Here is a 25948-nt window from a genome sequence, read left to right as displayed (position 1 = left end):
GCGGCGTCTGGTTGCTCGCCATACGCAGCGGCTAAAGGAAGGCTTCCCCCGCATGCTCTTTGAAAGCTTTGGCGCGGCGATCATATGTCTTGAGCGTGCTGACTTCACGATGCCTGGTCACGTCCATGACCCGAAGAACGTCAGCCCCGTGATAAAGGGCCGAGGTCACGAAGCCAGCACGTAGGCTGTGTCCAGAGAACATCGTCGGGTCGAAACCGGCAGCTTCAGCTCTTGCCTTTACTATCATTGCCACAGATCGATCTGAGAGCCTTCCTGAAATTGCTGAGTTGCCTTTTCGAATTGAGCGGAAGATTGGCCCCTCTGTGATTTCGGCCGCCTCCAGCCACGCCTCGACCGCTGCGACCGGCTTTAGCCGCGATCCATGCGGAATGGATACGAAATCGCCTAGCCCTTCTTGATCCGTCTTCGACCGTCGGATGGCCACCAACAGGCCCTCGTCGGTCTGCTCGAGATCTTCGACGTTAAGTGCGACGAGTTCAGAGCGACGCAAGGCCGCTGCGAACCCTAGCAGCAACAGCGCCCGGTCCCTCAAGCCCCGCAGGTCCGATGGCATGTCCGCGACAATAGCCCGAAGCGTCTCGGCGGTAGCCGGCGCCTTCCTATGGTCGGCCGTCCCGATGCTCCTCTTGATGCCGGCAAGCACGACCTTGATCGCTTGATTGTTCGTTGGCGGCTCGAAACCAGCTATCCGATGCATGTAACCTATTCCGGCGCACCGTCGAGTGACGGTGGACGCCTTCAGTCCCGTTTGTGCTAGCGACGCCAGATACGCTGCTATCGTTTCCACAGTTGCGGGAAGGGCTTCGACTCCGTGTCGGTCGCACCATGCGGAGAAGTCTGCGGCATCCGATTGGTATGCCCGCCTCGTGGCCTCCGACTTTGAGGCACGGGCGAATTCTCCTGCCGCGGTTGTTGCTCGTTGCAGCTGTGACGATCGGCCTGGCCTGATGGTCACCTCTTGAAGCATGGTGGGCTCGTCGGCCTGCTCAGTTGTCGTGGCTCTTGCAATACTGGCCATTTTTTTGTCGTCATGAACGTCGCAGGCCATCTCGCGGGCAAGCTTTAACGCGTACGCGAGAATTCCTGACGCGCCGACCACGTGCGCCTCGTTAGGTCCACCAATGTGCCGGGCGTCATGTTCGGACATGCCGAGCAGAGCAGGCAGTTGGTGGGAGCGACTAATTCCGCTCTCGAGAGCGTCCTGACTCATCGTTGCGCGTCCTTTCCTACCTCTCCAAAACGGCACTCGGGTCTGACATCGGCGGCCTTTGTGGCCGGCATTGATGCATTCATAACCTGTCTATTTCCAACAGATACGACGATAACAATCGCATAACGCGTTTTCAATATTAAAAAGATGCTATTGACGAATTTCAACGCATGTGCCCAGAAGCGAGCATGCTTACACCATCGCAGTGCCGAGCCGCCCGTGGACTTCTCGACTGGACGCAAGTGCAGCTCGCCAACGCTGCTGGTGTAGGGGTCGTTACAATCCGCCAGTTCGAGGGCGGTGGAGCCGATCCTCGGCAAGCAACCATAACGGTAATTCGGCTGGCACTGGAGAAGGCTGGAGTGACCTTCATTGGCGAGAACGGCGGCGGCCCGGGTGTGAGGTTTCGATCCGTCCAGCGATAGAGTGCAGCGCTGAGTAGTGGTGACGAGCAGATCAACGTCACTTTACTGCGACGCGCAGCCTGCGGATGTTCGGCTGACCAACGCATCAATCCCCCACATCGTGCGTGAAATATCGATGATCGCCTTATCGGCTGCGCTCTCGACTAGTTCTCTTACACAGGCAAAGATGTTCGCATTTGTTGTCAAGCTGGCGCGCGCCACGATTTGACATTCGTTGACAACCGCGTCGCTGATGCAGAGCTGTCTTTCTACCCGTTGCCATACGGGCTCCAGTCCGTCCTATTCCTACGCCGCTTCCACCATGCACGGCTTCTACCAGATACCGACGGCCTCGGTGAGACGATCGACCTTGGCGGACCGATCCTTGACCGCGCCCATGGTGATGCCGGTGGCGTCCTGTATCGGGAACCGCTTCGCGTCACCCAGTGCCGGTTTCGCCTGCTCACAGATACCCAAATAGGCCGCCCCTTGCTTCGAAAGGCCCTCGCTGCCGCTCGATGGCCCTGGCTCACAATGTCCTGCGAGGCAAGAAACTCCTGTTTGGCTGCAGTGGCGGCATCAATGACTAGGCTGGCAGCCTCGGCTGCATCCGCCTCGAGACCTTGACCCAGGCCGATCGCCTCCCGCGCTTGGTTCTGCGCGCCGACGGGCGAGGCGACCGTGCCCCGGTCGGCGGCGCACTCGATCCCGGTGAAGCGCCCCGGATCGGGCTCGATCCCGTATCACGCGGTCTAACGTTCCCTCACCCCGCTCTGGGTTGCCTTCTCGCTCGCAAAATCCGAATTGGCCCGTGCCGCAGCTTCTGCCTGGCGCTTGGGACTGTCGAACTCCTGCGCAGTCTCGACGAAGTCGTACTCGAGCAGCTTGAAAACGGTCTCGTACCGCTCACGGTCTCCTTTCGCGAGATCCATGAAGTACGAGCTGACCTCCTTCGACGGTCATCGATGTCGCGTTGCCGGCGCTGGCTGACCCGGAACTGTTCTTTGGCGAAATCGAGATAGTTCTGACCGAGTTTGGCTTGCGCGTCGGCCGTGTCGGAAATCGTCGCGTCGGCCGCCGGGGCCGGTGGCGCGGAAGCTTGGCACACGGCTAATCCTCCAAGGACAACTCTACCAGGCCGCGTCGAAGCGTGACGCCGTCCAAGTCGAGACAACGTAAGAGTGCTTGCCGAACGTACTCAGCGTTGGTCGTGTTCTTGATATGCGCAGCGGCCCTAACCGCTGCCCGGGTGCCGCGTGGAGCCTTGACGCGAATGTCTTCAGGAAATCGGCCGCGTCCGTCTTCGATGATGGGCTCGTATGCCTCGTGCATGCCGAACCTCCCGGTGGGTCTGCGCGAATTTTGTCGAGAGCATGCGCCATGAAGCTGCGAGCTGGAACGTCGTTTCCGCCGTTTCTGCCGTGCCGAGTTGTTGCGGGACGAGTAATTATCCAAAGCCTGAACATGCGGACCAGCCGACCTGAGTACCGCTCAGGTGTAGGGCCCGCCACGCCTTTGACCTTCGGCCCCGCAACAAACCCTTGCTCTCGTCGCCGCCGTTACGCTACTTGTGATTGTTTGAAGTACACATGAACTCTTGATCGCTATCCATAGGAAGGCACGATGCGCGAGCTCATTTCCGTTTGTATGCCGGTCTACAATCGGGCTGATCAGGTTCTCGAGGCTGCCTATTCGATACTCAACCAGGACTATAGTTCGTTAGAGCTGATCATCGTTGATGACGGCTCGACGGACGAAACAGCGGAAGTCGTGTCTTCCATTAAGGACTCCCGGGTCCGCCTAATCAGACTCAATCAGAACCAGGGCAATATCGCATGCCGCAACGTTGCGTTCAAAGCTGCGCTTGGGGACTTTATAGCCATAATGGATTCGGATGACGTCGCCTGTCCCTGGCGATTGTCGATGCAAGCGAGCACCCTCAAGCGCGGCTTTGATATCTGCGGTGGTTACAGTCTTCGAGCCCCGACCTTGCATTCACACGGATCGGTTTGGCGCACGCCACGGCATCAGATTGGACTGAAACGTGTCGCGCTCTTTGGTTCCCCCTTCGCAAACTCTTCGGCGATGATTACAAGGTCATTCTTGGAAAGAACCAACTTCCGATATGATCCAACCTCGTTTCCGGCGGCAGACTATGCCGCATGGTCTGCCGCAGTTTTCAACCCCGACGTCTCAGTCGCTGTAGTCGACAAAGTCGTTCTACTTCTCAGAAAACACGGCAACACCATCAGCGCGACCCATGAGGACGCACAAGCACTCGCTGCGGCCAAAATCCGTGAGGGACTGCTACGTAAGCTTGGCATCAACGACGGTTACCTAATCGACCTTCATAACAAAATTGCTGAACGGCGGACAGACCACATGGGCACATCTGAGTACCGTGCGCTTGCAGACTTGTACTTTGAGAGGCTGCCTCAGACTGGCGATACCGCATTCAAGGGCTCAGAAGCCGAACGATATTTTGAGGGACATCTGTCGAAAATCGCTCACGCGAAGCCGACATCGTGGCGCCGCGCACCAGCACACATCCCCGATGTCAGCGTCATTGTTGCAGCGTACAACGTCGCGCCGTTTCTCAACGAATGCCTCTGTTCCGCGCTAAGGCAGGAAGACGTGTCCGTTGAGGTAATTGTCGTCAATGATGGCAGCACCGACGATACGGAATGCGTCTGTGAGTCAATCACCGACTCCCGGCTAAAGTTGATAAGTCAGCCAAATCAGGGCCTCTCCGTAGCGAGGAACACCGGCACGTCAGCCGCGAATGGGCGGTACGTATACTTTCTTGATGGGGATGATTTCATAGAGCCCAACGCGCTAAGTATTATGGTGGCCAAAGCCGATAGTACGAATGTTGATGTTGTCGTTGCAGGGCATTCGACAGTAGATTCTTCAGGGGAGGTCGAGGTCCGGTTCGGCCCAGAAAAAGACTCTCTGCACAAGAACAGCATACTTCACGCGTATGTTGAAAGGTGCTTCGGCGCACCGGCATGCAATAAGCTCATCAAGGCTTGCCTCGCAAAACGCCTACCATTCAAGCCTGGCATATTGCATGAGGATGAACTGTTTTGCCCTAGTCTTTTCAGCGAAGCCAGGTCCGTCGCCGTTTTAGCCACGAACACTTATTGGTATCGGCAGCGACCGGGATCAATAACTGAACAAGTCACTCCAAAGCATTTAGAAGACTGGTGCGTAATTCTATTTGATTCTATGAACCTAATCAGATCGCGGAACATAAACGGAAAGGAAAGAAGAGCATTTATGAAGCGACTTCGGCGACTGGTGAGCGCAGCACGCCGAAAGCTTTATGCCTTGGACAATCCGGACAAAGAACTTGTTAAGCGCGTTCAAAATGTATGTGCAGAGGCCAACGCCCTAATCCTTGGCGAACGGGTCAACTCCCAGTTTGCCACTTCACGTCAAATCCGAGAAGCAAACGAAAAAAAAGCGGTCGAACCGCCAGCTGATATTCCGCCAAAGACTGCCCTGACAGCAGAGACTGCCATTAAACCCAGATCATTGTTGGGATTACTGCGCCGCAAGAGATTAGCAGCAGTTCCCTCCCAATAGATCCTCTGAGCCAGCCTATCGCGCCCAAACCCAAACAAATGAAGCCGGGAGTCGCTGCACTGAGACTTGAGCGATAAGTCTCGTACTAGGCGGAACAAAAGCTTCCGCTGACGTGGAACTTCACCACAAAAACCGAGAGTTGCTTCCGCGCTATCGACAGCAGCGAAGAACTACCCCATGTGGGTGCGACAGATTAGCAACAATCTTTAGTTGACCCTGATTGACTCCGTGTGCTTTTTCCTAATCGGGGAATTTGAGTGGGGAGCCTATCTGTGCGTGTTTTGGTACTTGGCGGCGATGGCTTCTGCGGATGGCCGACCGCTCTGCATCTGTCGAATCTGGGGCACGACGTCGCAATCGTTGACAACCTGTCCCGCCGGAAGATCGATATCGAACTCGAGGCCGAGTCCCTGACGCCAATCCGGCCGATCCACGAACGCCTCCGGGCCTGGAAGGAGGTTTCCGGGCGCGACATCGACCTCCACACGTTCACGGTTGGCGAGCACTACCACCGGCTGCTCTCGCTAATCGAAGACGAGAAGCCGGACGCCATCGTCCACTTCGCCGAACAGCGCGCGGCGCCTTACTCGATGAAGTCGTCGGCCCATAAGCGCTACACCGTCAACAACAACCTCAACGCGACCAACGATGTCTGCGCGGCCATCGTTGAGTCAGGCGTCGACGTGCATCTCGTTCATCTCGGCACGATGGGCGTCTACGGATACGGCACCGCCGGCATGCAAATCCCGGAAGGGTACTTGCCAATTCGCGTCGAGACCAAGGACGGCGAACTGATCGATCAGGAGATCCTGTATCCGGCCAATCCCGGATCGATCTATCACATGACGAAAACCCAGGATCAGCTGTTCTTCCACTTCTACAACAAGAACGACAAGCTCAAGATCACGGATCTTCATCAGGGCATCGTTTGGGGGACGCAGACGGCGGAGACAAAGCTGGACGAGCGGCTCGTCAACCGCTTCGACTACGACGGCGACTACGGAACGGTGCTCAACCGGTTCCTGGCGCAGGCTGCCGTAAACTATCCGCTGACGGTCCATGGCACCGGGGGACAGACGCGTGCCTTCATCCACATCCAGGATACTGTCAAGTGCATCCAGCTTGCCATCGAGAACCCGCCGCAGACAGGCGAGCGAGTCAACATCCTGAACCAGATGACGGAGACACATCGCGTCCGCGATCTCGCCAAGATGGTAGCCGACCTGTCGGGAACGCAAATCGCGTTCGTCCCGAACCCGCGCAACGAGGCCGACGAGAATGATCTGTTCGTGGCCAACGATCGGTTTCTCGCAATGGGCCTGGAACCCATCACGTTGGAAGCGGGGCTGTTGGAAGAGGTGCGCGACATCGCTCAGAAGTACGCCGACCGATGCGATCCGGCGAAGATCCCTTGCGTCTCCGCCTGGAATGCCGATGCGCAGACGCGCCTTGAAACAGTCTCCTAAATACCGCCATGCGCGTCCGTTCCGGGCTCCAAGAAATCTTTTCTCGCGCTAGACAACCTAATGCTTGGCAATGACGAAACTATTGTGGCTGCCCCCTCAACTCAGAAATTTCGCAGCAGAAGCCGAGTGGACCTTGTTCCGAAATCGGTCCAATTCTCATACCCAATATGATCTCTGGGCAAAGCAGCGGCGAAACCTCTTTCACCGATGGGGGAACCTGCCTACGACGTCGCGCGAGAATGCTGCCCTCCGACAACTGAAGGATAAATACCGCGGACAGAGAATATTCCTTCTCGGCAGCGGGCCGAGTCTAAACCGTCTCGACCTTGATAAGCTCCGAGACGAGTACACGTTCGGCGTAAACCGAATTTATCTGCTGTACGACCGGATATCTTGGCGGCCGACATTCTACACTGTGAATGACTGGGAGGTGGCGCCGGACAATGCCGGCGAAATACAAGAAAGAGTCGACTCCATATCATTCATCCCAGTTCGATTCCGCGGCTTGTTCGATTCGATGCAAAGTGCCTACTACTACAATAGTCGGCACGCCGAGCGCCCAGGCGAATTCTTCAGCTATGACCTCGAAGATGGCGCGATCATGGGCGGCACAGTAATGACCTGCGCCATTCAGATCGCATACTATCTCGGTTTCGACCCCATCTATCTCATCGGGGTCGATGTGGACTACAAGATTCAGGACACCGTCGAGCAGTCAGGCTCCAAACGCTTCAGCGATGGCAATCTACAATTTCTCCGAAGCACTCAGGACGATGATATCAACCACTTTGATCCTCGTTATTTCGGGGCCGGCAAACGCTGGCATAACCCGAATACGGAGAACATGGTGGTCGGCTTTCACCGCTGCCGCGAAGCCATGGAGGCCCGAGGTCGACAGCTACTCAACGCGACGGCTGGGGGCAAGCTCGATGTCATACCGCGGGTAGATTTCGAGTCCCTTTTTACAACGACGGCCGGCGCGGCGATTGAGCGCCACCCCACTGTAAGCATCATCATGCCAGCCTATAACGCCAGCGAGCATATAGCGGCGGCAATCGATAGTGTCCTTACTCAGACTTTCGAGGACTGGGAACTCATCATAGTCGATGACGGGTCGACCGACACGACATCTTCGATCATCCAGTCGTATACAAACCATCGAATAAGGTACATACGTCAGGAAAATAAGGGGCGCGCCTCCGCTCGGAATGCTGCGCTTGAGGTCGCTCGCGGAGAATTCATCGCTTTCCTTGATGCCGATGACCTTTTTGAACCCAACAAGCTCGAGATACAGGTCAAATTGCTGCGCGATCGGCCGAAGCTCGGTGGTGTCCGCGGTGCTTGGAAGCGTATTAGCAAAACTGGAGAGCTACTCAGGGTCCGCGCGGAACAGAAGCGAAGGGTCCTGCGGGCGAGGAGTGCCATTGCCGGCAACCCTCTCTTGCTCTCTATGTCGATGATTCGGCGAGACTTCATCGACCGAGGATTGCGTTTTGAAGAGGGACGCAGATATGCGGAAGATTGGGTCTTCGCGCAAGAGTTGCTGATGTCAATGAACTGCCGCGTACTCTCGCACCCAGAGTGCGTCGGGCTCTATCGAATGACAGATCAGGCAATCGCTAAGACCACAGACGACTACGCTCGCGCGCACATTGATGTGGTCGAACGGGTGTTTGGCCAAGCCATGGATTCTGAACTCGAGGCCTTACTGGCGAACGCCCGTTTTCGAGTGCGAATTAGAATGGCTGCACGGTGCTTGGCAGCTGCCAATCTAGACCTTGCTCATCGCCTACTCACGGAAGCCGCCAAATATAGGATAGGCGACGACTCCGAGCGCCAGTCATACATCTCTAGTGAAATCATTGCTTGGGGTCAGCAGCTGGATATTGATCCAATATCGATCGCTCTGAACCTGGATAGTGAACAGCTCCGCGAGATGGGGCTGACTGGACTTCCTGGCCGGATATTGTCCGATTGGTACCAGCAATGCGTGAACGACCGCCACATCGGGTTTCGGGACCTGCTCCGTGCTCGATTTGCGTTGTCACGACATAGAAATATCATGGCGGCCGCCATTGAGATCGATCCCTCATTGAAGGGCATTGGGGGAGCCCGAGCTTTCATTCGGAATCGGAAACACGCCGCAAAGCAAGCCTACGCACGATTTGCCGGTGCAACGCGGCGCCAGCTGCCCGGCCTGTTCAGACTCGGCCAGGTCGGGAGCAGGGTCATCAGATTATCGTGGACGAGACCTCTTGGGATTCTTGTCGGTCTACTCATTGCTTTTTCGCCTGCTATAGCTGCTCTTCTCGTTGAGCCTTCGCAGCAGTTTCATGTGCTTGCCATCGGGCAGTCGGCTCTTCTCTTTGTTTTTGCGATCGTGGCGCTTGCTCATGAATCGATTCGTATGCGCAACATTCTCGCAATAATCGACGGAAACCGTCGCCGAGTGGATTCCGTCGAAGCCCGATCTAACCGGTTAGAGGAAGACCTGACATCAGGAAGCTCCCGGCTAAGGTCATTGGAAGCGGAGCTGGGTTCGGTCAGCGGGCGCCTCCAGGAAGCCTCGAACAACATCAGCTTACTGGTCGGAACCAGAGCAGAGCACGTTCAACACATTGATGCGCTCTTAAAGCTAACCGAGGCCCAGTCGAATGAGAGGCGTGAAGCTTCAAAGGCTATCGCCAAGATTTCAAGCGAGCTGAAGAGACTCGCGAAGGAAAGCCGCAAACTTGACGCTACAAGAAGCGATTTAGCGTTCGTCAGCAATCGCGTTTCCGAGTTGAACAAGTCGTCAACGAGGCTTGCAGACGCAGAGGCCGAGATAAGCGCCATGCGCGCCGGCATAGTTGCGTGGAGAAGAGCGGATATCGACTACAAAGGATCAGCGCGGAAGGGCGCTGTTCGACCTGTCTCTATAGACGAGGTTTTTCCCGATATCGGCAATTGGGACACGAGGCCGCTCTATCGCAAGCAAGAAGAGATCTCATTCGCTCCGGTCTGGAGTTCCCGCAAGAAGCCCATTTTGCTCAACAGCATACCCAAGGCCGGGACATATCTTTTCGCACGTCTGCTTGCCTGCCTCGGTGCTACGAATGTCGACGTCCACCTCTTCAGCGACTCGTACCAGGATTTTCGCGGCATCGACCTGGAGGACTTGGTTTCGCATCCCGTACAGTTTCGCGTTCCTGTTCCTTTTGAACGATCATCAGTCTTAGTCAAAGGCGGCCAATTCGCCGTCGGTCACGTGTCATATTCAGCGGTAACTGTTGAGGCCAGCAAAAGGTTCGTTCATTTTTTTTGCGTCCGCGACCTTCGCGATCTCCTCATCTCCCACATGCGTTTTCTTATGGACCCCCGGCGTGTTGGTTCTGCGAAAGGGAGATGGTCCAGCGAGCACGACGGGCCAGAACTCTTTCTCCGTTATATGCAAGGCCCCGGCGGGAAGCTGGCAAAGGCTCGGATCCTGCCCGCACTGGACTGGCTAAAGGATCCTTCCGTTCAGCTTCTGCGGTTTGAAGACATAATGGGAGACCGGGGTGAGGGCGTACAAAGCAAATTGGTTGAGACGGTTTGCATCGGCGCCGGCCTCAAAATGCCCTCAGACCCGCTGTCCCTCCTCCAAGATAAAGTGTTGGGGGTGAACACTCGAACCTTCTCAGGACATCGATCAAACCATCGCGACTTTTGGGGCGATCAGGTGGAGGCGCTATACCAAGACCTGGGCCTCTACTTAATAAACCGAGAACTAGGGTACCAGTGAGCTCCGAGTGACGTCCTGCCTGAAACGACACAGTACATCGCGTGCGTGCGCAGGTCGTAGGAACCGACATGGAAGGCTTTTTCTCGTCCGACCTGCATCCGGACATAGTTCTCCTTTCCGCTACCCTCCCCCTCCCGACAATCTCAGGGGCGCGGCTCCAGGGGAACGCTTTTCAGCACGGTATAGCCAGGATGCCCTATATCGGGGGCCAGCCGCTCCCCCAGCCTTATGAACGGCCAACAGTTCGTTGGGGGGGTTCGTTAGTCCTGGTTTTCCCTCAACCCGCGTTCGGGCAGTCGGGCGGTCGGAAATCCGGTCTCGGGGCAAAGTTCCCGCCGTGCTATCCGGTTTTGGTGCGAAGACCGGCAACTCCTAGAGCTTCATCGACGCCCTGTCGGCGAGCAGTGGGACAAGCTCTAACCAGACCACCGCTTTGACGCGACGACTGGCCACAAGATCTGTTGCCAGCGGGAACCTCCGAGCAGACCTGGCAAGACAGGAAGCTCGCAGCCGACAATCGCGGGATTGACGACTGCGCTACTCCGCAGCGACGAGCTCGAGCGCCTCTCGACTGCGGAATTCCGCACTTTGGTTCGGAAATTCCGTATCAATTTCCGCGCGCACCGCGGCGACGGTCTTGTCGGAAACGCCACAGCGGGAGGCTATCAAACGATTGGATTGGTTTGGGTCGGCTCTGAGCGCCGCACCGACTCGTTCCCTGCGCTCCTTGACAGGGATGTGCACGGGTCCAGGCTCGCGGCGCTCGGCCACGTGGATGTCCTCGAGGCCGACCTCCCTGTCTATGTCGCGGCGAGCGCCTCCGACGTGCGGGCGGCAAAGGCAGGCGTCCTCGCGGCCAGCAGCCCTGAGCATCGCGTGCACAACGGTCAGCAAATAGTCGGGCGATATAAAGACGAACTGGTCGTGCTCTTCGTTCCAGTCCGCCTCTTGCCGAATGACAACCTGCTTGTACTTGTTGGCGTAGACGGCCGTGGCGGGCTGATTGTGCACGCAAACGGAGTCGTCGTCTGACCAGTCAAAGATTTCCGAGGCGTCTGTCATCGCGCACTCCGTTTCGGAAGTGCTGACAACATCCTAACTTGCGATAGGAATGAATTCTTAGTATGAGACTTCTGCTTAGAATTTTCTGCTGTGCCTTTCATTCCGCCGCCCCGGTGCCAGCCGCGGGCGGTGGTTCCTTTTGGGGGAGGGGGTTTTCTCGCCAGGTTTGACAATCCCAGACTAAGTCTTTGATGCCTGGTTGGGGGTTTGACAGGAACCCCACCTGTAACTGCTTGAGGCGCAAGGCTTGCGCTCGGCATCATAATCCGCGTGTCGGGGGTTCGAGTCCCTCCTCCGCTACCACCACCATCAATGAGATAGAGATAGTCAATGTCTGGCGTTCGGAAATTCCGACCGCGACATCGAATCTTGGAATCCCTTTCGCGCCCTTGAGCGGGCGTGCCATCTCTCAAGCCAATGATTCAGGGCCGGCCCAATGCCGGAGTGGCCGTAACTTCTGCGGTAACGACTGGCCCTTCGGCTGTAATGAGGTCGGCCAAGAGACGGCACGGGCCGTTTCGTACACGAAGGGCTTGCATGCAAGGGCCACCGGAGAGAGTATGGTGCAACGCACAATAGAGGCGCCGGCACCCTTGGCCTTTTCCGTTTTCGATAGTTCAGACCGTAGACTGAAGATCCTTGTCATCGACGAGACGCCGATACGGCGTGCGATTCTTGAAAGCGGTCTGAAAGAGGCGGGGTTCTCCGACGTTACCACGCTCGACAGCGCCAACCACCTCGTCGAGCAGATCTACAAGTTGGATCCGGACGTCATTCTGATCGATCTCGACAATCCAAGCCGCGACGTGCTGGAGCAGATGTTTCAGGTTTCGCGTGCGGTCCGGCGGCCCATCGCCATGTTCGTGGAGCAGAGCGACAAAGCCACGATCGAGGAAGCGATCGATGCCGGCGTCAGTGCCTACATTGTCGACGGGTTGAAGAAGGAGCGTGTCAAGCCGATCCTCGAGATGACCGTTTCGCGCTTCAAGGCGTTCGATCGTCTGCGTACCGAGCTGGAAGAGACAAAGAGCGCGCTGAAAGACCGGAAAGTCATCGATAGGGCCAAGGGCATTCTGATGAAGAGCCGAGGCATGAGCGAGGACGAGGCCTACGGGCTCCTGCGCAAGACGGCCATGGGCCAGGGAAAACGGCTCGCCGAGGTCGCCGAAGGCCTCGTCAGCTCGTTCGAGCTATTGAAGGACTAGGACGCAAGGGATGCACGAACCGAAGCCCATCAGACGACACGAGCGCGTAGTGCACGCGGGTTTCATTCCGCTGCTGGATTGCGCGCCGCTCGTCATTGCCCGCGAGCGCGGCTTCGACCAGCAGTTCGGCTTTTCGTTCCAGCTTCATCGCGAAGTGTCTTGGGCCAATATTCGGGACAAGCTCGACGTGGGGGTGTTCGACTGCGCCCACATGCTGGCCCCCATGCCGCTGGCTGCCACGCTCGGTCTCGGCCGTGCCGCCGAGCCTGTGATCGCGCCCATGTCGCTGAGCCTCAATGGCAATGCCATCACCGTGTCTCAAAGTCTTTTCGATGAGATGTGTGCGGCCGACGCGCAGTCGGCGCGGGCGGGCGGCATGGCGCCGGCCAGTGCGCTTGCCCGGGTCGTGCGAGCGAGAAACGCTGACGGGAGGACGCCGCTCACGTTCGGCATGGTCTACCCGTTCTCGTGCCACAACTACGACCTGCGCGTTTGGCTCGCCGCCGCGGGGATCGATCCGGACAACGACATCAACCTCGTGGTCGTGCCGCCGCCCTTGATCGCCGAGCAATTGAAAGCGGGCCGGGTCGACGGCTTTTGCGTTGGCCAGCCGTGGAACAGCGTGGCTGTCGAAGACGGCCAGGGCGTCATTCTCGCGACCAAGAATCAGATTTGGCCGATGAGCCCCGAGAAAGTGCTCGGCGTTCGGGAGGATTGGGCGCGGGACAACGCCGCGCTCTTGAGTGACGCCATGCGGGCACTCGTCGCCGCGTGCGAGTGGCTCGACGAACCGGACAACCGGAGCGCGGCGGCGAAGATCCTGGCTGAGCCTCACTATGTCGGAGTGCCCGAGCACATTTTGGAGCGACCGTTGAAAGGCCTCCTCAAGTTCGGGGGAGACAAGCCCGATATCGCCGATCCCGATAGCGTCGTGTTCTATCGGGGTGCCGCCAACTTCCCGTGGCGATCGCATGCGGTTTGGATCGTGATGCAGATGATCCGTTGGGGGCAGGTGCGCGATCCCTTCGACATTCTGGCATTGGCCGAGCGTGTCTACCGGCCGGACCTTTATCGTGCCGCGCTGGCCGGTTGCGGTATCGACATCCCCGATCGCGATTACAAGCCCGAAGGGCGAGACGACGATTTCTTCGGCGGCGAGATCTTCGACCCGGAGGATGTGATCGGCCAGTTGAAGGCGCTCTCAATTCGGACTGCGGGCGCCGATCTCGAGGCCTTTGCTGAGCATAATCTCTAGCGTCGATGCGCGTAGAACTGCCGATCTTGCCAGCACTTGCCTGCGTGCGGTGCACAATGGTTATGCAGCGGCGCCGAACGGGCGTTTGCTGCGATTTCGATCATCTCATTGATTTAGAACTAAAAACGCCGACGTGAGAGCGTTGGCACGCATCTTGATAGTTTAGTTCCGAGCGAAGGAACGACCCTTCCTAACAATTCATTCGCGGTCCAAAGGCGGGCCGCACAAGGCAACGCTGCCTCGAAAGCCAACTGCGTCCGCGGTCGGTTTCTCGATGCAGCGTTTTTTTGTTTTGCGCGCCTGAAAGGCGAACTGGGAGATGACAATGCTGAGTTGGACCAAAACTCTGAAAACCGTGGCTCTGTCGTGCACAGGCCTTGCCCTGGCGTTTGGGCTGACGCTCGGTCAGAGCGCCGCGGCCGAGCCTGAGAAAGACGTTCTGAAGTTCGGCTTCATCAAGCTGACGGACATGGCGCCGCTCGCCATCGCCAAGGAGAAGTTTTTCTTCGAGGACGAAGGCCTGCAGGTCGAGCTTGAAGCCCAAGCCAATTGGAAGGTCCTGCTCGACCGTGTGATCACCGGCGAACTCGACGGCGCGCACATGCTGGCGGGCCAGCCCCTGGGCGCGACCATCGGCTATGGCACCCAGGCCGACGTCATCACCGCCTTTTCGATGGACCTCAACGGTAACGCCATCACCGTCTCCAACGATGTCTTCGAGGAGATGAAGGAGCACATCGAGAAGGACGAGGACGGCAAGCCGAAGCATCCCATTTCGGCGGCCGCACTCAAGCCGGTCGTCGAGCGTTACAAGGCGGACGGGAAGCCCTTCAACATGGGCATGGTCTTTCCCGTATCCACGCACAATTACGAGCTTCGCTATTGGCTCGCCGCCGGCGGTCTGAAGCCGGGATATTACTCGCCGGACAACACGGCGGGGCAGGTTGATGCCGACGTCCTGCTGTCGGTGACGCCGCCGCCGCAAATGCCCGCGACGATGGAGGCCGGCACGATCCTCGGCTACTGCGTCGGCGAGCCCTGGAACCAGGCGGCCGTGTTCAAGGGCATCGGCGTGCCCGTCATCACCGACCACGGAATCTGGAAGTACAACCCGGAGAAAGTTTTCGGCGTTACCAAGCAGTGGGCCGAGGAGAATCCCAACACGCACCTCGCCGTGGTGAAGGCGCTGATCCGTGCCGGCCAATGGCTCGACGATCCGGCCAATCGCGAAGAAGCGGTCGAGATCCTGTCGCGTTCCGAATATGTCGGCGCCGACGAGGAAGTGATCGCGAACTCCATGACGGGCTCCTTCGAATACGAAAAGGGCGACAAGCGCCCCGCGCCCGAGTTCAACGTCTTCTTCAAGCACTTTGCGACGTACCCGTACTACTCCGATGCTATCTGGTACCTGACCCAGATGCGCCGATGGGGGCAGATCGAGAATGCCAAGCCGGACGACTGGTACATCGAGACCGCGAAGAAGGTCTACCGGCCGGACATCTACATGCAGGCCGCCGAAGCCCTGATCGAAGAGGGCTACGCGCAGAAGGAAGACTTTCCCTTCGACACGGACGGCTTCAAAGCGCCGACGGCGGAGTTCATCGACGGTGTCGAGTACGACGGCAAGAAGCCGAACGACTACCTGTCGAAATTCCCGATCGGCTTGAAGGACAAGCAGACCGTTGCAGGCACGGGTGTGGTGGGCGGCTGATGCCCACCGGTCGCACGCACGGCCCTATTCGAATTTTCGCACAAAAGGACAGCATGAGATGAGCATCGCAGACGACGCCGGCGCCGCGCCGCAGCCGCCGCTGAAGGAAAGGCTGGCCCCGACCTTCGAGCGGGCCGATCGCGCCCTGACGCCGCTCGGCCTCGGCTGGGCCGTCCCGATCGCACGGCTTTGCGTGGGCGACCGGCCGCAGCAGCAACTCAAAGCGATTTGGCACAGCCTACTCGTGCCGTTGATCGCCATCGGCATTTTCCTCGGCCTATGGGCCGCGCTTGCGCCGCGGGTTGTGACCTCGCTCGGCGCCATTCCGGGACCGGTCGCCGTCGCAGAACAGGCCGGCGTCCTGTGGCAGGACCACCTGTCGGAGCGTGACAAGGAAGCGGCCTATTACGAGCGTCAGGAAAAGCGCAATGCGGCGAAGCTCGCCAAGGATCCCGATGCGACGGTGAAATGGCGGAGCTATATCGGCCGCCCCACCTTTGTCGATCAGATCTTCACGTCCCTGCTGACGGTGTTCACCGGCTTTCTGCTGGCCAGTTTGATCGCGATCCCCCTCGGCGTTCTTTGCGGGCTGTCGAGCACGTTCAATGCTGCGCTCAATCCCATCGTCCAGATATTTAAGCCCGTCTCGCCGCTCGCGTGGTTGCCGATCGTGACCATGGTGGTGTCGGCGGTCTACGTCGAAGAGATTGCGGGCTTCCCGAAAAGCTTCGTCACGTCCGCGGTGACGGTCACGCTGTGTTCGCTGTGGCCGACGCTCATTAACACGGCCATCGGCGTTGCCTCGATCGACCGGGATCTTGTCAATGTCGGGCGGGTCTTGAAGCTCCCTTGGCACACGAAGGTCTTCAAGGTCGTGCTGCCGTCGGCGCTGCCCTACATCTTCACGGGCTTGCGGCTGTCGCTCGGCGTGGGCTGGATGGTGCTCATCGCCGCCGAGATGCTCGCGCAGAATCCGGGACTCGGAAAATTCGTCTGGGACGAATTCCAGAACGGCTCCTCCGACTCGCTCGCCCGAATCATGGTCGCCGTTCTGACTATCGGCATCATCGGCTTCCTGCTCGACCGCGTGATGGTCGCCCTGCAGACGGCCATCACCCATAGCCCGAGCCGGTAGGAGCGACCCATGGCGATACTCGAACTCAAGGACGTTCAAGCGGGCTATGGCACGGGTCCCGGCCGCACGGAAGTGCTCAAGGGTCTCAACCTCGCGATTGAGGATGGCGAGTTTCTCGCGATCCTCGGGTTTTCCGGGACCGGCAAGACCACGTTGATCTCGCTGCTAGCCGGTCTGAAGGCGGCCGACGAGGGGGAGGTCCTCTTCAAGGGGGAAGCGGTCGATGGGCCAGGGCCGGAGCGTGGCGTTGCTTTTCAAAGCTACGCGCTGATGCCCTGGCTCACGGTGGAGGAGAATATCGGCCTCTCGGTCGGCGCTGTTCATGGCGCCGCCTCCAAACGTGAGCGCAAGGACCTCACCGACACTTATATGAGCATGGTCGGGCTGACCCATGCGCGCGATCGCCGTCCCGCCGAATTGTCTGGCGGCATGCGCCAGCGTGTTTCGGTGGCCCGCGCGCTGGCGATGCAGCCGGAGGTCTTGCTTCTCGACGAACCTCTTTCGGCGCTCGACGCACTGTCGCGGGCCAAGCTGCAGGACGAGTTCGCGGAGATCCGCGCGAAGACCAAGGCGACCTTCGTGCTGATCACCAACGATGTGGACGAAGCCATCATTCTGGCCGATCGCATCGTGCCGCTCAATCCGGACGGCACGCTTGGCCCGGATTACAAGGTCGAACTCGCGCGTCCGCGTGATCGCGTCGCGCTGAACCACGACGAGACTTTCCACCGTCTGCGCTCCGAGATCACGGCCTATCTGATGGAGGCGGGCGAATTGCGGAACGGCTCGGGCGAGAGCGGCGTCGTGCTGCCCAACGTCGTGCCGTTCCACGCGAGCGAAGACGCGCAGCCCGACGAGGCTCTCCCCGCCGCCTACGCCAAGGCGGCCGCGGAAACGATGCGCGAAGACCGCTATCTCGATTTCAGCCAGATCTCGAAAACGTTCCCTACGCCCAACGGACCGCTGACCGTGGTCGACGGTTTCGATCTCAAGATGAAGAAGGGCGAGTTCATCTCGCTTATCGGTCATTCGGGCTGCGGCAAATCCACGGTCCTGTCCATGGCGGCCGGTCTGCAGGACGTCACCGAAGGCGGCATCTTTCTCGACAATCGCCAAGTGCACGAGGCAGGTCCGGACCGGGCTGTCGTGTTCCAGGCGCCGTCCTTGGTGCCGTGGCTCACGGCCGAGCAGAACGTCGCGCTGGGCGTCGACCGCGTCTACCCCGACGCGACCCGGGCCGAGCGGCAGGACGTTGTGCACTACTACCTGGAGCGCGTGGGTCTCGGCGACGCCATGCAGAAAAACGCGGCCGAGCTCTCCAACGGCATGAAGCAGCGCGTCGGGCTGGCCCGCGCGTTTTCCTTGTCGCCGAAGCTTCTGCTGCTCGATGAGCCCTTCGGCATGCTGGACAGCCTGACCCGCTGGGCCTTGCAGGAAGTCCTGATGGAGGTGTGGACGCGCACGTCCGTGACGGCCGTCTGCGTGACCCACGACGTAGACGAAGCCATTCTGCTCGCGGACCGGGTCGTGATGATGACCAATGGCCCGCACGCACGGGTGGGGCGCATCGTCGATATCGATATCCCGCGCCCGCGCACCCGCAAGGCGCTCCTCGCTCATCCCCGCTACTACGAATACCGCGAAGCCGTACTCGGTTTCCTGGATGAGTACGAGCATGGCGCCGTCAGCAAGTCGAAAACGGAGGCCGCTGGCCCCGAGGACGAAAAGAAGCCTGCGCGTTCCGGCAGCAAGAAACTTGAGGCTGCCGCGTGAAAGACCGGCTCGTAATAATCGGCGGTGGTATGGCCGCCACGCGTCTCGTCGACGAGGTGACGGCACGTGCGCCCGACCGTTACGACATCACCGTGATCGGCGAGGAGCAGCGGCTTCCGTACAATCGCGTGCTGTTGTCGTCGCTTTTGGCGCGCGAGGTTGAAGGGTCGGACCTGGACCTCAAGCCGCGCACTTGGTGGGAGGAGCGCGGCGTGACGCTGGTGGCCGGCGCACGCGCCACAGCTATCGACATCGGGGAGCGGCTCGTCCGAGTCCAGTCCGGACTGGCGATCCCGTATGACGCGCTCGTTCTCGCGACGGGCTCGGAGCCTGTCCAACTCCCGCTCCCCGGTGCCGATCTGCCGGGCGTCGTGACGTTCCGCACCCACGACGACGTGACTTCGATGCTCGGCAAGGCGGGGGCAAAAAGACGCGCGGTGGTGATCGGCGGCGGGCTGTTGGGGCTCGAGGCTGCCTACGGGCTCGTCAAGGCTGGCGCAGCGGTCACGGTCGTCCATCTTGCCGACCGTCTCATGGAGCGGCAGCTCGACGCGCGCGGCGCGGCCATGTTGACGACGGCGCTCGAAGACCTCGGCATCGAGGTTCTGCTTGAGGCCGAGAGCGTCGGCATTGAAGGCGCCGGCCGCGTGGAACGGCTTCGCCTTGCGGATGGTACTCTGCTTCCGGCCGATCTTATCGTCATGGCCGCCGGCATCCGTCCCCGTACGGCGCTCGCGCGGGACGCTGGGCTTGCCGTCGATCGTGGCATCGTCGTCGACGACCGGATGTGTACCAGTGCCGACGGGATCTACGCGCTTGGCGAATGCGCGGAACATCGCGGTCTTTGCTACGGTTTGGTCGAGCCGGCTTACGAACAGGCGGCTGCGCTGGCGGCACATCTGACCGGCGCTTCTGCCTCCTACACCGGTTCTCTCCTGGCCACGAACCTCAAGGTTTCGGGTGTGGGCGTGTTTTCCGCCGGTGACTATTTGGGCGGTCTCGATACGGACCAGGTCGTCTTCTCCGATCCCGATGAAGGCAGCTATCGAAAACTCGTTCTGAAAGACGGACACCTCACCGGTGCAGTTCTGCTTGGCGATACGGCCGACGGCCTTTGGTACCTCGACCTCATGCGATCCGGCGCGTCCCTGTCCGGGATCCGGAGCTCTCTTATTTTCGGACAGGCGTTCTGTGCCGAAAGCGTATCCGGTCCCGCAACAGAGAACGCGGAGGCGGCATGAGCGCGGAGACGAAAGAGAAACCGGCAACGAACGAGGGCTTTTCCGGCGAACAGAAGAGCTACCTGGAGGGGCTCGTCTCCGGTCTGCAGGCCAAACGCGCGGCGTCGGGCCTGAAGCCCATCGGCGAGGGTGGCGGCGGGGCGCCCGTCGGCCCTGACGCGGAGCATCTGAAGGCCCAGAGCAAGACCGAAGCCTCCGGCAAGAAGCTCGTGGATCCGGAGAAGTGGAAGCGCGAGGAGCATCCGTTCGACGCCTACGCGCGGCTCAACGAACAAGCGGCAAAGAATGAATATCCAAAGCCGGCGGACAATTTTCGGTGGCGCTATTACGGTCTCTTCTACGTGGCCCCCGCGCAAGACTCGTATATGTGCCGGTTGCGGATTCCGAACGGCATCTTGAGCGCGGCTCAGTTCGAAGGCGTGGCACGGATCGCGGAAGATTTCGGCGGCGGCTACGCCCATGTCACCACGCGCGCGAACTTGCAGATTCGAGAGATCGAAGCGGCGAATGCCGTGAACGTGGTCGAGGGCATCCAAGAACTTGGGCTCACGTCTCGCGGCTCCGGCGCCGACAATATCCGCAACGTCACCGGCACGCCGACGGCGGGTATCGATCCGCGGGAACTGCTAGACACACGGCCCTATGCCAAGAGCTGGCACTATCACGTCCTGAACGATCGGTCGCTCACGGGGCTGCCGCGCAAGTTCAATGTGGCCTTCGATGGCGCCGGAACGGTCGCCGCGCTCGAAGAGACGAACGATATCGGGTTCTCCGCGATCGAGGTGACGGAGGGCGCGAGCGTCCCGGCCGGAATCTATTTCCGGCTGGTCCTCGGCGGCATCACCGGCCACCACGACATCGCCCGCGATACCGGTGTGGTACTTGTCCCCGGCGATGCCACCAAGGTTGCCGACGCCATCGTGCGGGTGTTCGTCGAAAACGGCGACCGCACCAATAGAAACAAGGCGCGCCTGAAATACGTGCTCGACGACTGGGGCTTCGACAAGTTCCTCGCCGCCGTCGAAGAGAAGCTCGGCCGCAAGCTCGACAGGGTGGACACGGGCCACGTGAAGCCGCGTGCCGAGGCCGACCGCATGGCGCATCTCGGGGTTCATGCTCAAAAGCAGGAAGGGCTGAACTGGATCGGTCTCGTGCTGCAAACAGGCAAGCTCACGGTCGACCAGATGAAAGGCATCGCCGCTATCGCCCGCGATCTCGGCGACGGCGATATCCGCCTCTCCGTCTGGCAGAACCTGCTCATTTCAGGTGTGCCGGACGAAAAGGTAACCGAGGCGGTATCGCGTATCGAGGGGCTGGGCCTCTCAACCAAGGCGACGGCGATCCGCGCAGGCCTTGTTGCCTGCACCGGCAACACGGGCTGCAAGTTCGCGGCGGCCAACACGAAAGGCACCGCCGAAGCGATCGCCACCCATGTGGAGAGCAAGCTCGAACTCGACAAGCCGGTGAATATCCACCTGACCGGCTGCCACCATTCCTGCGCGCAGCACTACATCGGCGACATCGGTTTGATCGCCTGCCAAGTGCCTGTAAACGACGACGGAGACACCGTCGAAGGCTTCCACATGGTCGTAGGCGGCGGCACGGGCGGCAACGCAAAGATCGGCCGCGAACTGCTGCGCGATGTGAAGAAAGAAGACTGCCCCCAAAAGGTCGAGCAGCTCCTGCGGGCCTACCTCGCGAACCGGCAGGACGAAGATGAGCTGTTCTTCTCTTTCGCTAACCGTCTCGACACGGATCAACTCACCGAGCTGATGGAGCAGCACGACGCATGACGATCCAGCAACCCGCACCGCAGACGCCGCTGATTCCGGAATCGGCCCCCTTTAATGAAGACCAGCGGGCTTGGCTCAACGGGTTCTTCGCCGGTCTCATGTCGCTGGACCCGGGCGTTGGGGTTGCGCCGGCCGGCGCCGTTTCGCTACCGGGCGAGGATGGCGATGATGGGGAGGCGCCCTGGCATGACCCTGCCATGCCGATCGACGAGAGAATGGCGCTCGCTGAGGGGCGTCCGCTGAACCGGCGCATGATGGCGGCCATGGCGCAGCAGGATTGCGGTCAATGCGGGTCCAGTTGCGAAGAATATTCGAACGCTATTGCCGAACAGGCAGAACCGCGACTCAATCTGTGCGTTCCTGGCGGCAAGGCGACGGCGCGCATGTTGAAGTCTCTTGTCGAAGAGATGGGCGGCGGGGTGATCGATCCAGAGGAGCAGGCGGTCAAGGACGCGGCGAAGATGCCGAAGTCCACCGATCAGCGACCGGGCCGCAGCCGCGAGAATCCGGTGACCGCGAAATTCGTGATGCGCGCCCGGCTCAACGGCGAGGGGTCGGAGAAGATCACCAACCATATCGAGATTGATCTCTCGGAGAGCGAGCTCGACTACGAAGTCGGCGATAGCCTCGGCGTCTATGCAGCCAACGATCCCGCGCTTGTGGACGCCATCATCGAGGCCATCGGCGCGCCGGCCGACTTTCCGGTGCTCGATAGTACGTTCCGCGATGTGCTGATCAACGAAAGCTCTCTGTCGCCCGCGCCCGATGAGCTTTTCCAGCTGATCTCCTATCTCACCGGCGGCGAGCGGCGGAAGAAGGCGCAAGCCTTGGCCAAGGGCGAGGACCCCGATGGCGATGCCGAGATGCTGGATGTGCTTGAGGCGCTGCAGAAGTTTCCAGGCATCCATCCCGATCCGGAAGCCTTCATAGAGGCGTTGGAGCCGCTTCAGCCCCGACTGTATTCGATCTCGTCTTCGCCGAAGGCCGAGCCCGGCAAGGTAAGCCTGACGGTGGATGCGGTGCGCTACACCTTGCGCGACCGCAAACGCGAAGGGCTCGCCTCGACTTATCTCGATGCGCGCATCGCGCCGGGCGACACGCTGAAAGTCTACGTCCAGAAGGCGCACGGCTTCGCGCTGCCGGAGGATGGCGCAACGCCCATCATCATGGTTGGCCCCGGCACGGGTATAGCGCCGTTCCGCGCGTTCCTGCAGGAGCGCCTGGCGACGAAGGCCGATGGCGGCGCCTGGCTCTTCTACGGGCATCAACGCAGCGCCTGCGACTTCTTCTACAAGGACGAACTCGAGGGCCTGCAGAACGCCGGCGCCCTCTCGCGCCTGTCGCTCGCCTGGTCGCGCGATGGCGGCGAAAAAGTCTACGTGCAGAACAAGATGCGGGAGGAGGGCGAGGAGCTTTACGCCTGGCTCGAGCGCGGCGCTCATTTCTACATCTGCGGCGACGCCCAGCGCATGGCGAAGGATGTCGAGGCAGCGCTAATCGACGTCATCGCCGAGCACGGCAAACGCTCGCCCGAAGACGCGAAAGCCTATGTCGAATCTTTGCGGGCATCGGGACGCTATCAGACCGATGTCTACTAAGGCGCAACATTTGGAGCTCGCGCTCACGGTGCCGCCGGTGCGCACCACGTGCCCTTATTGCGGGGTTGGGTGCGGTGTGCTCGCGGCGCCCGACGGCAAAGGGGGGACCCGCATCAGTGGCGATCCGGACCACCCGGCCAACTTCGGCCGGTTGTGTTCGAAAGGGTCCGCCCTCGGCGAGACGCTCAGCTTCGACGGACGGCTCCACCATCCCATGATACGCGGCGCCGACGGCCGCATGGCGCAGGCAAGCTGGAGCGCCGCGCTGGATCGCGTAGCCGATGGATTCCGCGAGACGCTGGAGCGGCATGGGCCCGACTCTGTCGCCTTCTACGTTTCCGGCCAGCTTCTAACCGAGGACTACTACGTCGCCAACAAACTCATGAAGGGCTTCCTGGGGTCGGCGAATATCGACACCAATTCCAGGCTTTGCATGGCTTCGTCGGTCGCAGGCCACAAGCGAGCCTTTGGCGCCGACGTCGTGCCGGGCTGTTACGAAGACCTCGACAGCGCGGACCTTCTCGTTCTCACCGGGTCAAATGCAGCCTGGTGCCACCCGATCCTGCATCAGCGCATGGTCAAGAACAGAAACGAGCGGGGCGCGCGCATCGTCGTCATCGATCCGCGGCGGACGACCACAGCCGAGGATGCCGATCTCGTCCTGCAGATCGCGCCCGGCACGGACAGCGTCCTGTTCTCCGGGCTTCTCGTCTATCTGGCCGACAACGGCGTCGTCGACACGGCCTATATCGAAAACCGCACGGACGGTTATGCAGAGGCGCTCGCGCGGGCCCGTGCGATTGCGCCAACCGTCCCAGCGGTCGCACGCGCGTGCGACCTGGACGTGCAGGATGTGGCGGCCTTCTTCGACTTGTTTCGCGTCACGGAGAAGGCCGTCACCTTGTACTCGCAAGGTGTGAACCAGGCGGCGCAGGGGACCGACAAGGTCAACGCCATCATCAACTGCCATCTCGCCACGGGCCGGATCGGCAAGGAAGGCATGGGGCCTTTCTCGCTGACAGGACAGCCCAATGCCATGGGCGGGCGCGAGGTTGGGGGGCTCGCCAATCAGCTTGCCGCGCATATGGACTTCGCGCCGGCCGAGATCGATCGTGTCAGGCGCTTTTGGAAAGCCCCGTCCATGGCCACGCGACCTGGCCTGAAGGCGGTCGATCTCTTTGACGCCGTGCAGGACGGGCGAATCAAGGCGCTTTGGGTGATGGCCACCAACCCGGTTGTGAGCCTACCGCGTGCCGACCGTATCAAGGCGGCGCTGAAAGAACTCGATGTCTTCGTTCTTTCCGAGGCGGTCGCGTCCAATGACACGCTCGACGCGCGCCCCGACGTGCTTTTGCCGGCGGCGACCTGGGGCGAGAAGGACGGAACCGTCACCAATTCGGAGCGGCGCATCTCGCGCCAACGGGCCTTTCTGGTTCCGCCAGCAGAAGCCAAGCCCGATTGGTGGATTATCTGCGAAGTCGCAAAGCGGCTCGGATACAAGGATGCGTTCGGCTTCCGCAGTCCGTGCGAGATCTTCCGTGAACACGCCGCCCTCTCGACGTTCGAGAACGACGGCGGCCGAGATTTCGATATCGGCGGGCTCAGCACGCTCAGCCCGTTCGACTACGAAGAACTAGCGCCGGTGCAATGGCCTGTGCGCGCCGAATCGGCAAAAGGACAATCGCGCGTTTTCGCGGACGGCCGCTTCGACACGCCTGACGGACGCGGGCGGTTTGTTGCCGTGGAGCAGCCGCGGCCGGCGGCGCGCAGCATGGGTGCGTTTCCTTACCGCCTCAACACGGGCCGCGTTCGCGATCATTGGCACACCATGACGCGCACGGGGAAGTCGCCCCGGCTGAGCAGTCACATCGACGAACCCTTCGTGGAGGTTTCCCGCGGCGATGCTGTTGCGGCGGATCTTTCGGAGGGCGGGTTGGCGCGCGTAACGTCGAAGCACGGTAGCGCCGTGATGCGCGTGCGCGTGAGCGAGGGGCAGCGGCGGAGCGAATTGTTCGCGCCAATTCACTGGAACGCGCAGACGGCCTCTAGTGCCCGGGTGGGCGCCGTGAGCCATGCGTATTGCGACCCCTATTCCGGTCAGCCGGACATGAAAGCCACGCCCGTGAGGCTCGAACCTGTGCGGTTCGCGGCCCATGGATTTGTGCTTTCGCGGGACCCCGTTTCGCTTCCTGCGGATTATTGGTGGGCGCGGGCGACCGTTCCGGCCGGGACACTCACGCGGTTCGCGTCCAACGCCGATCCCGGCACCTGGAAGAGCGTTGCCCAGGCAATGCTGGGGACCGACGGCGGCTTTATCGAGCTGCGCGACGAAGAGCAGGGACATTACCGCGCGGCGGTCGTCCGTGAACAGCAGCTCCAGGCCTGCATCTATATCTCGTCTTCGGCGTCCGCGCTGCCGGGCGTCGACTGGCTGAAGGCTCAGCTCGGCGCGGATGCGGTCGATGCAAGCCAGCGTAAGGCGCTTCTGGCCGGCCACGCGGCCGACGGAGCCGCTGACACTGGCCCGATCGTTTGCGCCTGCTTCGGCGTGGGGCTCACGGCCATCGAGACGCTGATCGCAAGCGGCGCAGCCACCTCCGTAGAAGAGGTGGGCGCTTGTTTGAAAGCCGGCACGAACTGCGGCTCGTGCCAGCCCGAAATCAAGAAACTCATAAAGAGCAATCAGGGGGAACGCGCCCTTGCGGGAGCGCAGGCGTAATCAA

Annotated in this window: 17 protein-coding genes; 13 read left to right on the top strand and 4 right to left on the bottom strand. The window is 60.4% G+C overall.

Annotated features, from left to right (window positions below):
* Positions 1-31: 31 nt before the first annotated feature.
* On the bottom strand, positions 32-1231 hold the full coding sequence (locus GL4_RS13630; RefSeq protein ID WP_244462624.1) for a site-specific integrase: 1200 nt from the start codon (positions 1229-1231) through the stop codon (positions 32-34).
* Positions 1232-1401: 170 nt separating this feature from the next.
* On the opposite strand from GL4_RS13630, the gene GL4_RS18260 reads away from it, so the two are divergent.
* Positions 1402-1656, top strand: a complete 255-nt coding sequence (locus GL4_RS18260) for a helix-turn-helix domain-containing protein (RefSeq protein WP_425283175.1) — start codon at positions 1402-1404, stop codon at positions 1654-1656.
* A gap of 312 nt (positions 1657-1968) precedes the next feature.
* Here the strand turns inward: GL4_RS18260 and GL4_RS17575 are convergent, their stop codons facing one another.
* Together GL4_RS17575 and GL4_RS13620 are read right to left on the bottom strand one after the other, a co-directional pair.
* Positions 1969-2112, bottom strand: coding sequence for a hypothetical protein (locus GL4_RS17575; RefSeq protein WP_156137609.1), 144 nt, complete (start codon positions 2110-2112; stop codon positions 1969-1971).
* Positions 2113-2387: 275 nt separating this feature from the next.
* Positions 2388-2567: a hypothetical protein gene (locus GL4_RS13620; RefSeq protein WP_045368315.1), complete on the bottom strand. Its 180-nt coding sequence runs from the start codon at positions 2565-2567 to the stop codon at positions 2388-2390.
* Between the two features lie 691 nt (positions 2568-3258).
* Between GL4_RS13620 and GL4_RS16915 the strand changes: the two genes are divergently transcribed.
* The 3 genes from GL4_RS16915 to GL4_RS16910 all read left to right on the top strand — a co-directional run bounded on the left by GL4_RS16915 (position 3259) and on the right by GL4_RS16910 (position 10452).
* Positions 3259-5223, top strand: a complete 1965-nt coding sequence (locus GL4_RS16915; protein ID WP_082025673.1) for a glycosyltransferase family 2 protein — start codon at positions 3259-3261, stop codon at positions 5221-5223.
* Between the two features lie 272 nt (positions 5224-5495).
* A complete protein-coding gene (locus GL4_RS13605) occupies positions 5496-6689 on the top strand; it encodes an NAD-dependent epimerase/dehydratase family protein (RefSeq protein WP_045368311.1) in 1194 nt (397 codons plus the stop codon).
* Between the two features lie 70 nt (positions 6690-6759).
* Complete coding sequence (locus tag GL4_RS16910; protein WP_052464554.1) at positions 6760-10452, top strand: glycosyltransferase; 3693 nt, start codon at positions 6760-6762, stop codon at positions 10450-10452.
* A 537-nt stretch (positions 10453-10989) separates the two neighbouring features.
* Here the strand turns inward: GL4_RS16910 and GL4_RS13590 are convergent.
* A complete protein-coding gene (locus GL4_RS13590; RefSeq protein ID WP_045368305.1) occupies positions 10990-11514 on the bottom strand; it encodes a hypothetical protein in 525 nt (174 codons plus the stop codon).
* A 560-nt stretch (positions 11515-12074) separates the two neighbouring features.
* On the opposite strand from GL4_RS13590, the gene GL4_RS13585 reads away from it, so the two are divergent.
* From GL4_RS13585 to GL4_RS13545, 9 genes are all read left to right on the top strand, one after another.
* A complete protein-coding gene (locus tag GL4_RS13585) occupies positions 12075-12719 on the top strand; it encodes an ANTAR domain-containing response regulator (protein ID WP_045368304.1) in 645 nt (214 codons plus the stop codon).
* Positions 12720-12729: 10 nt separating this feature from the next.
* Entirely contained in the window at positions 12730-13974 is a 1245-nt protein-coding gene (locus GL4_RS13580; protein WP_052464552.1) for a CmpA/NrtA family ABC transporter substrate-binding protein, read from the top strand.
* A 325-nt stretch (positions 13975-14299) separates the two neighbouring features.
* Entirely contained in the window at positions 14300-15685 is a 1386-nt protein-coding gene (locus GL4_RS13575; protein ID WP_045368302.1) for a CmpA/NrtA family ABC transporter substrate-binding protein, read from the top strand.
* Between the two features lie 58 nt (positions 15686-15743).
* Complete coding sequence (locus tag GL4_RS13570) at positions 15744-16820, top strand: ABC transporter permease (RefSeq protein WP_082025672.1); 1077 nt, start codon at positions 15744-15746, stop codon at positions 16818-16820.
* Positions 16821-16829: 9 nt separating this feature from the next.
* Complete coding sequence (locus tag GL4_RS13565) at positions 16830-18593, top strand: ABC transporter ATP-binding protein (protein ID WP_045368300.1); 1764 nt, start codon at positions 16830-16832, stop codon at positions 18591-18593.
* A complete protein-coding gene (locus GL4_RS13560; protein WP_082025671.1) occupies positions 18590-19834 on the top strand; it encodes an NAD(P)/FAD-dependent oxidoreductase in 1245 nt (414 codons plus the stop codon). Before GL4_RS13565 ends, GL4_RS13560 begins: the two co-directional genes overlap by 4 nt.
* Positions 19831-21627 (top strand): NirA family protein, encoded by a 1797-nt coding sequence (locus tag GL4_RS13555; protein ID WP_045368297.1) that lies wholly within the window; start codon positions 19831-19833, stop codon positions 21625-21627. Before GL4_RS13560 ends, GL4_RS13555 begins: the two co-directional genes overlap by 4 nt.
* Positions 21624-23225: a sulfite reductase subunit alpha gene (locus GL4_RS13550; protein WP_045368295.1), complete on the top strand. Its 1602-nt coding sequence runs from the start codon at positions 21624-21626 to the stop codon at positions 23223-23225. Before GL4_RS13555 ends, GL4_RS13550 begins: the two co-directional genes overlap by 4 nt.
* The gene (locus tag GL4_RS13545; protein ID WP_045368293.1) at positions 23215-25944 is read left to right on the top strand and encodes a nitrate reductase; all 2730 of its coding nucleotides are present in this window, start codon (positions 23215-23217) and stop codon (positions 25942-25944) included. Before GL4_RS13550 ends, GL4_RS13545 begins: the two co-directional genes overlap by 11 nt.
* Positions 25945-25948 lie beyond the last annotated feature (4 nt).

Source organism: Methyloceanibacter caenitepidi (genome assembly GCF_000828475.1).
GTDB lineage: Bacteria > Pseudomonadota > Alphaproteobacteria > Rhizobiales > Methyloligellaceae > Methyloceanibacter > Methyloceanibacter caenitepidi.
Note: the sequence above shows the minus strand (reverse complement) of the source record. Positions and strands in the feature narration are given on the sequence as shown.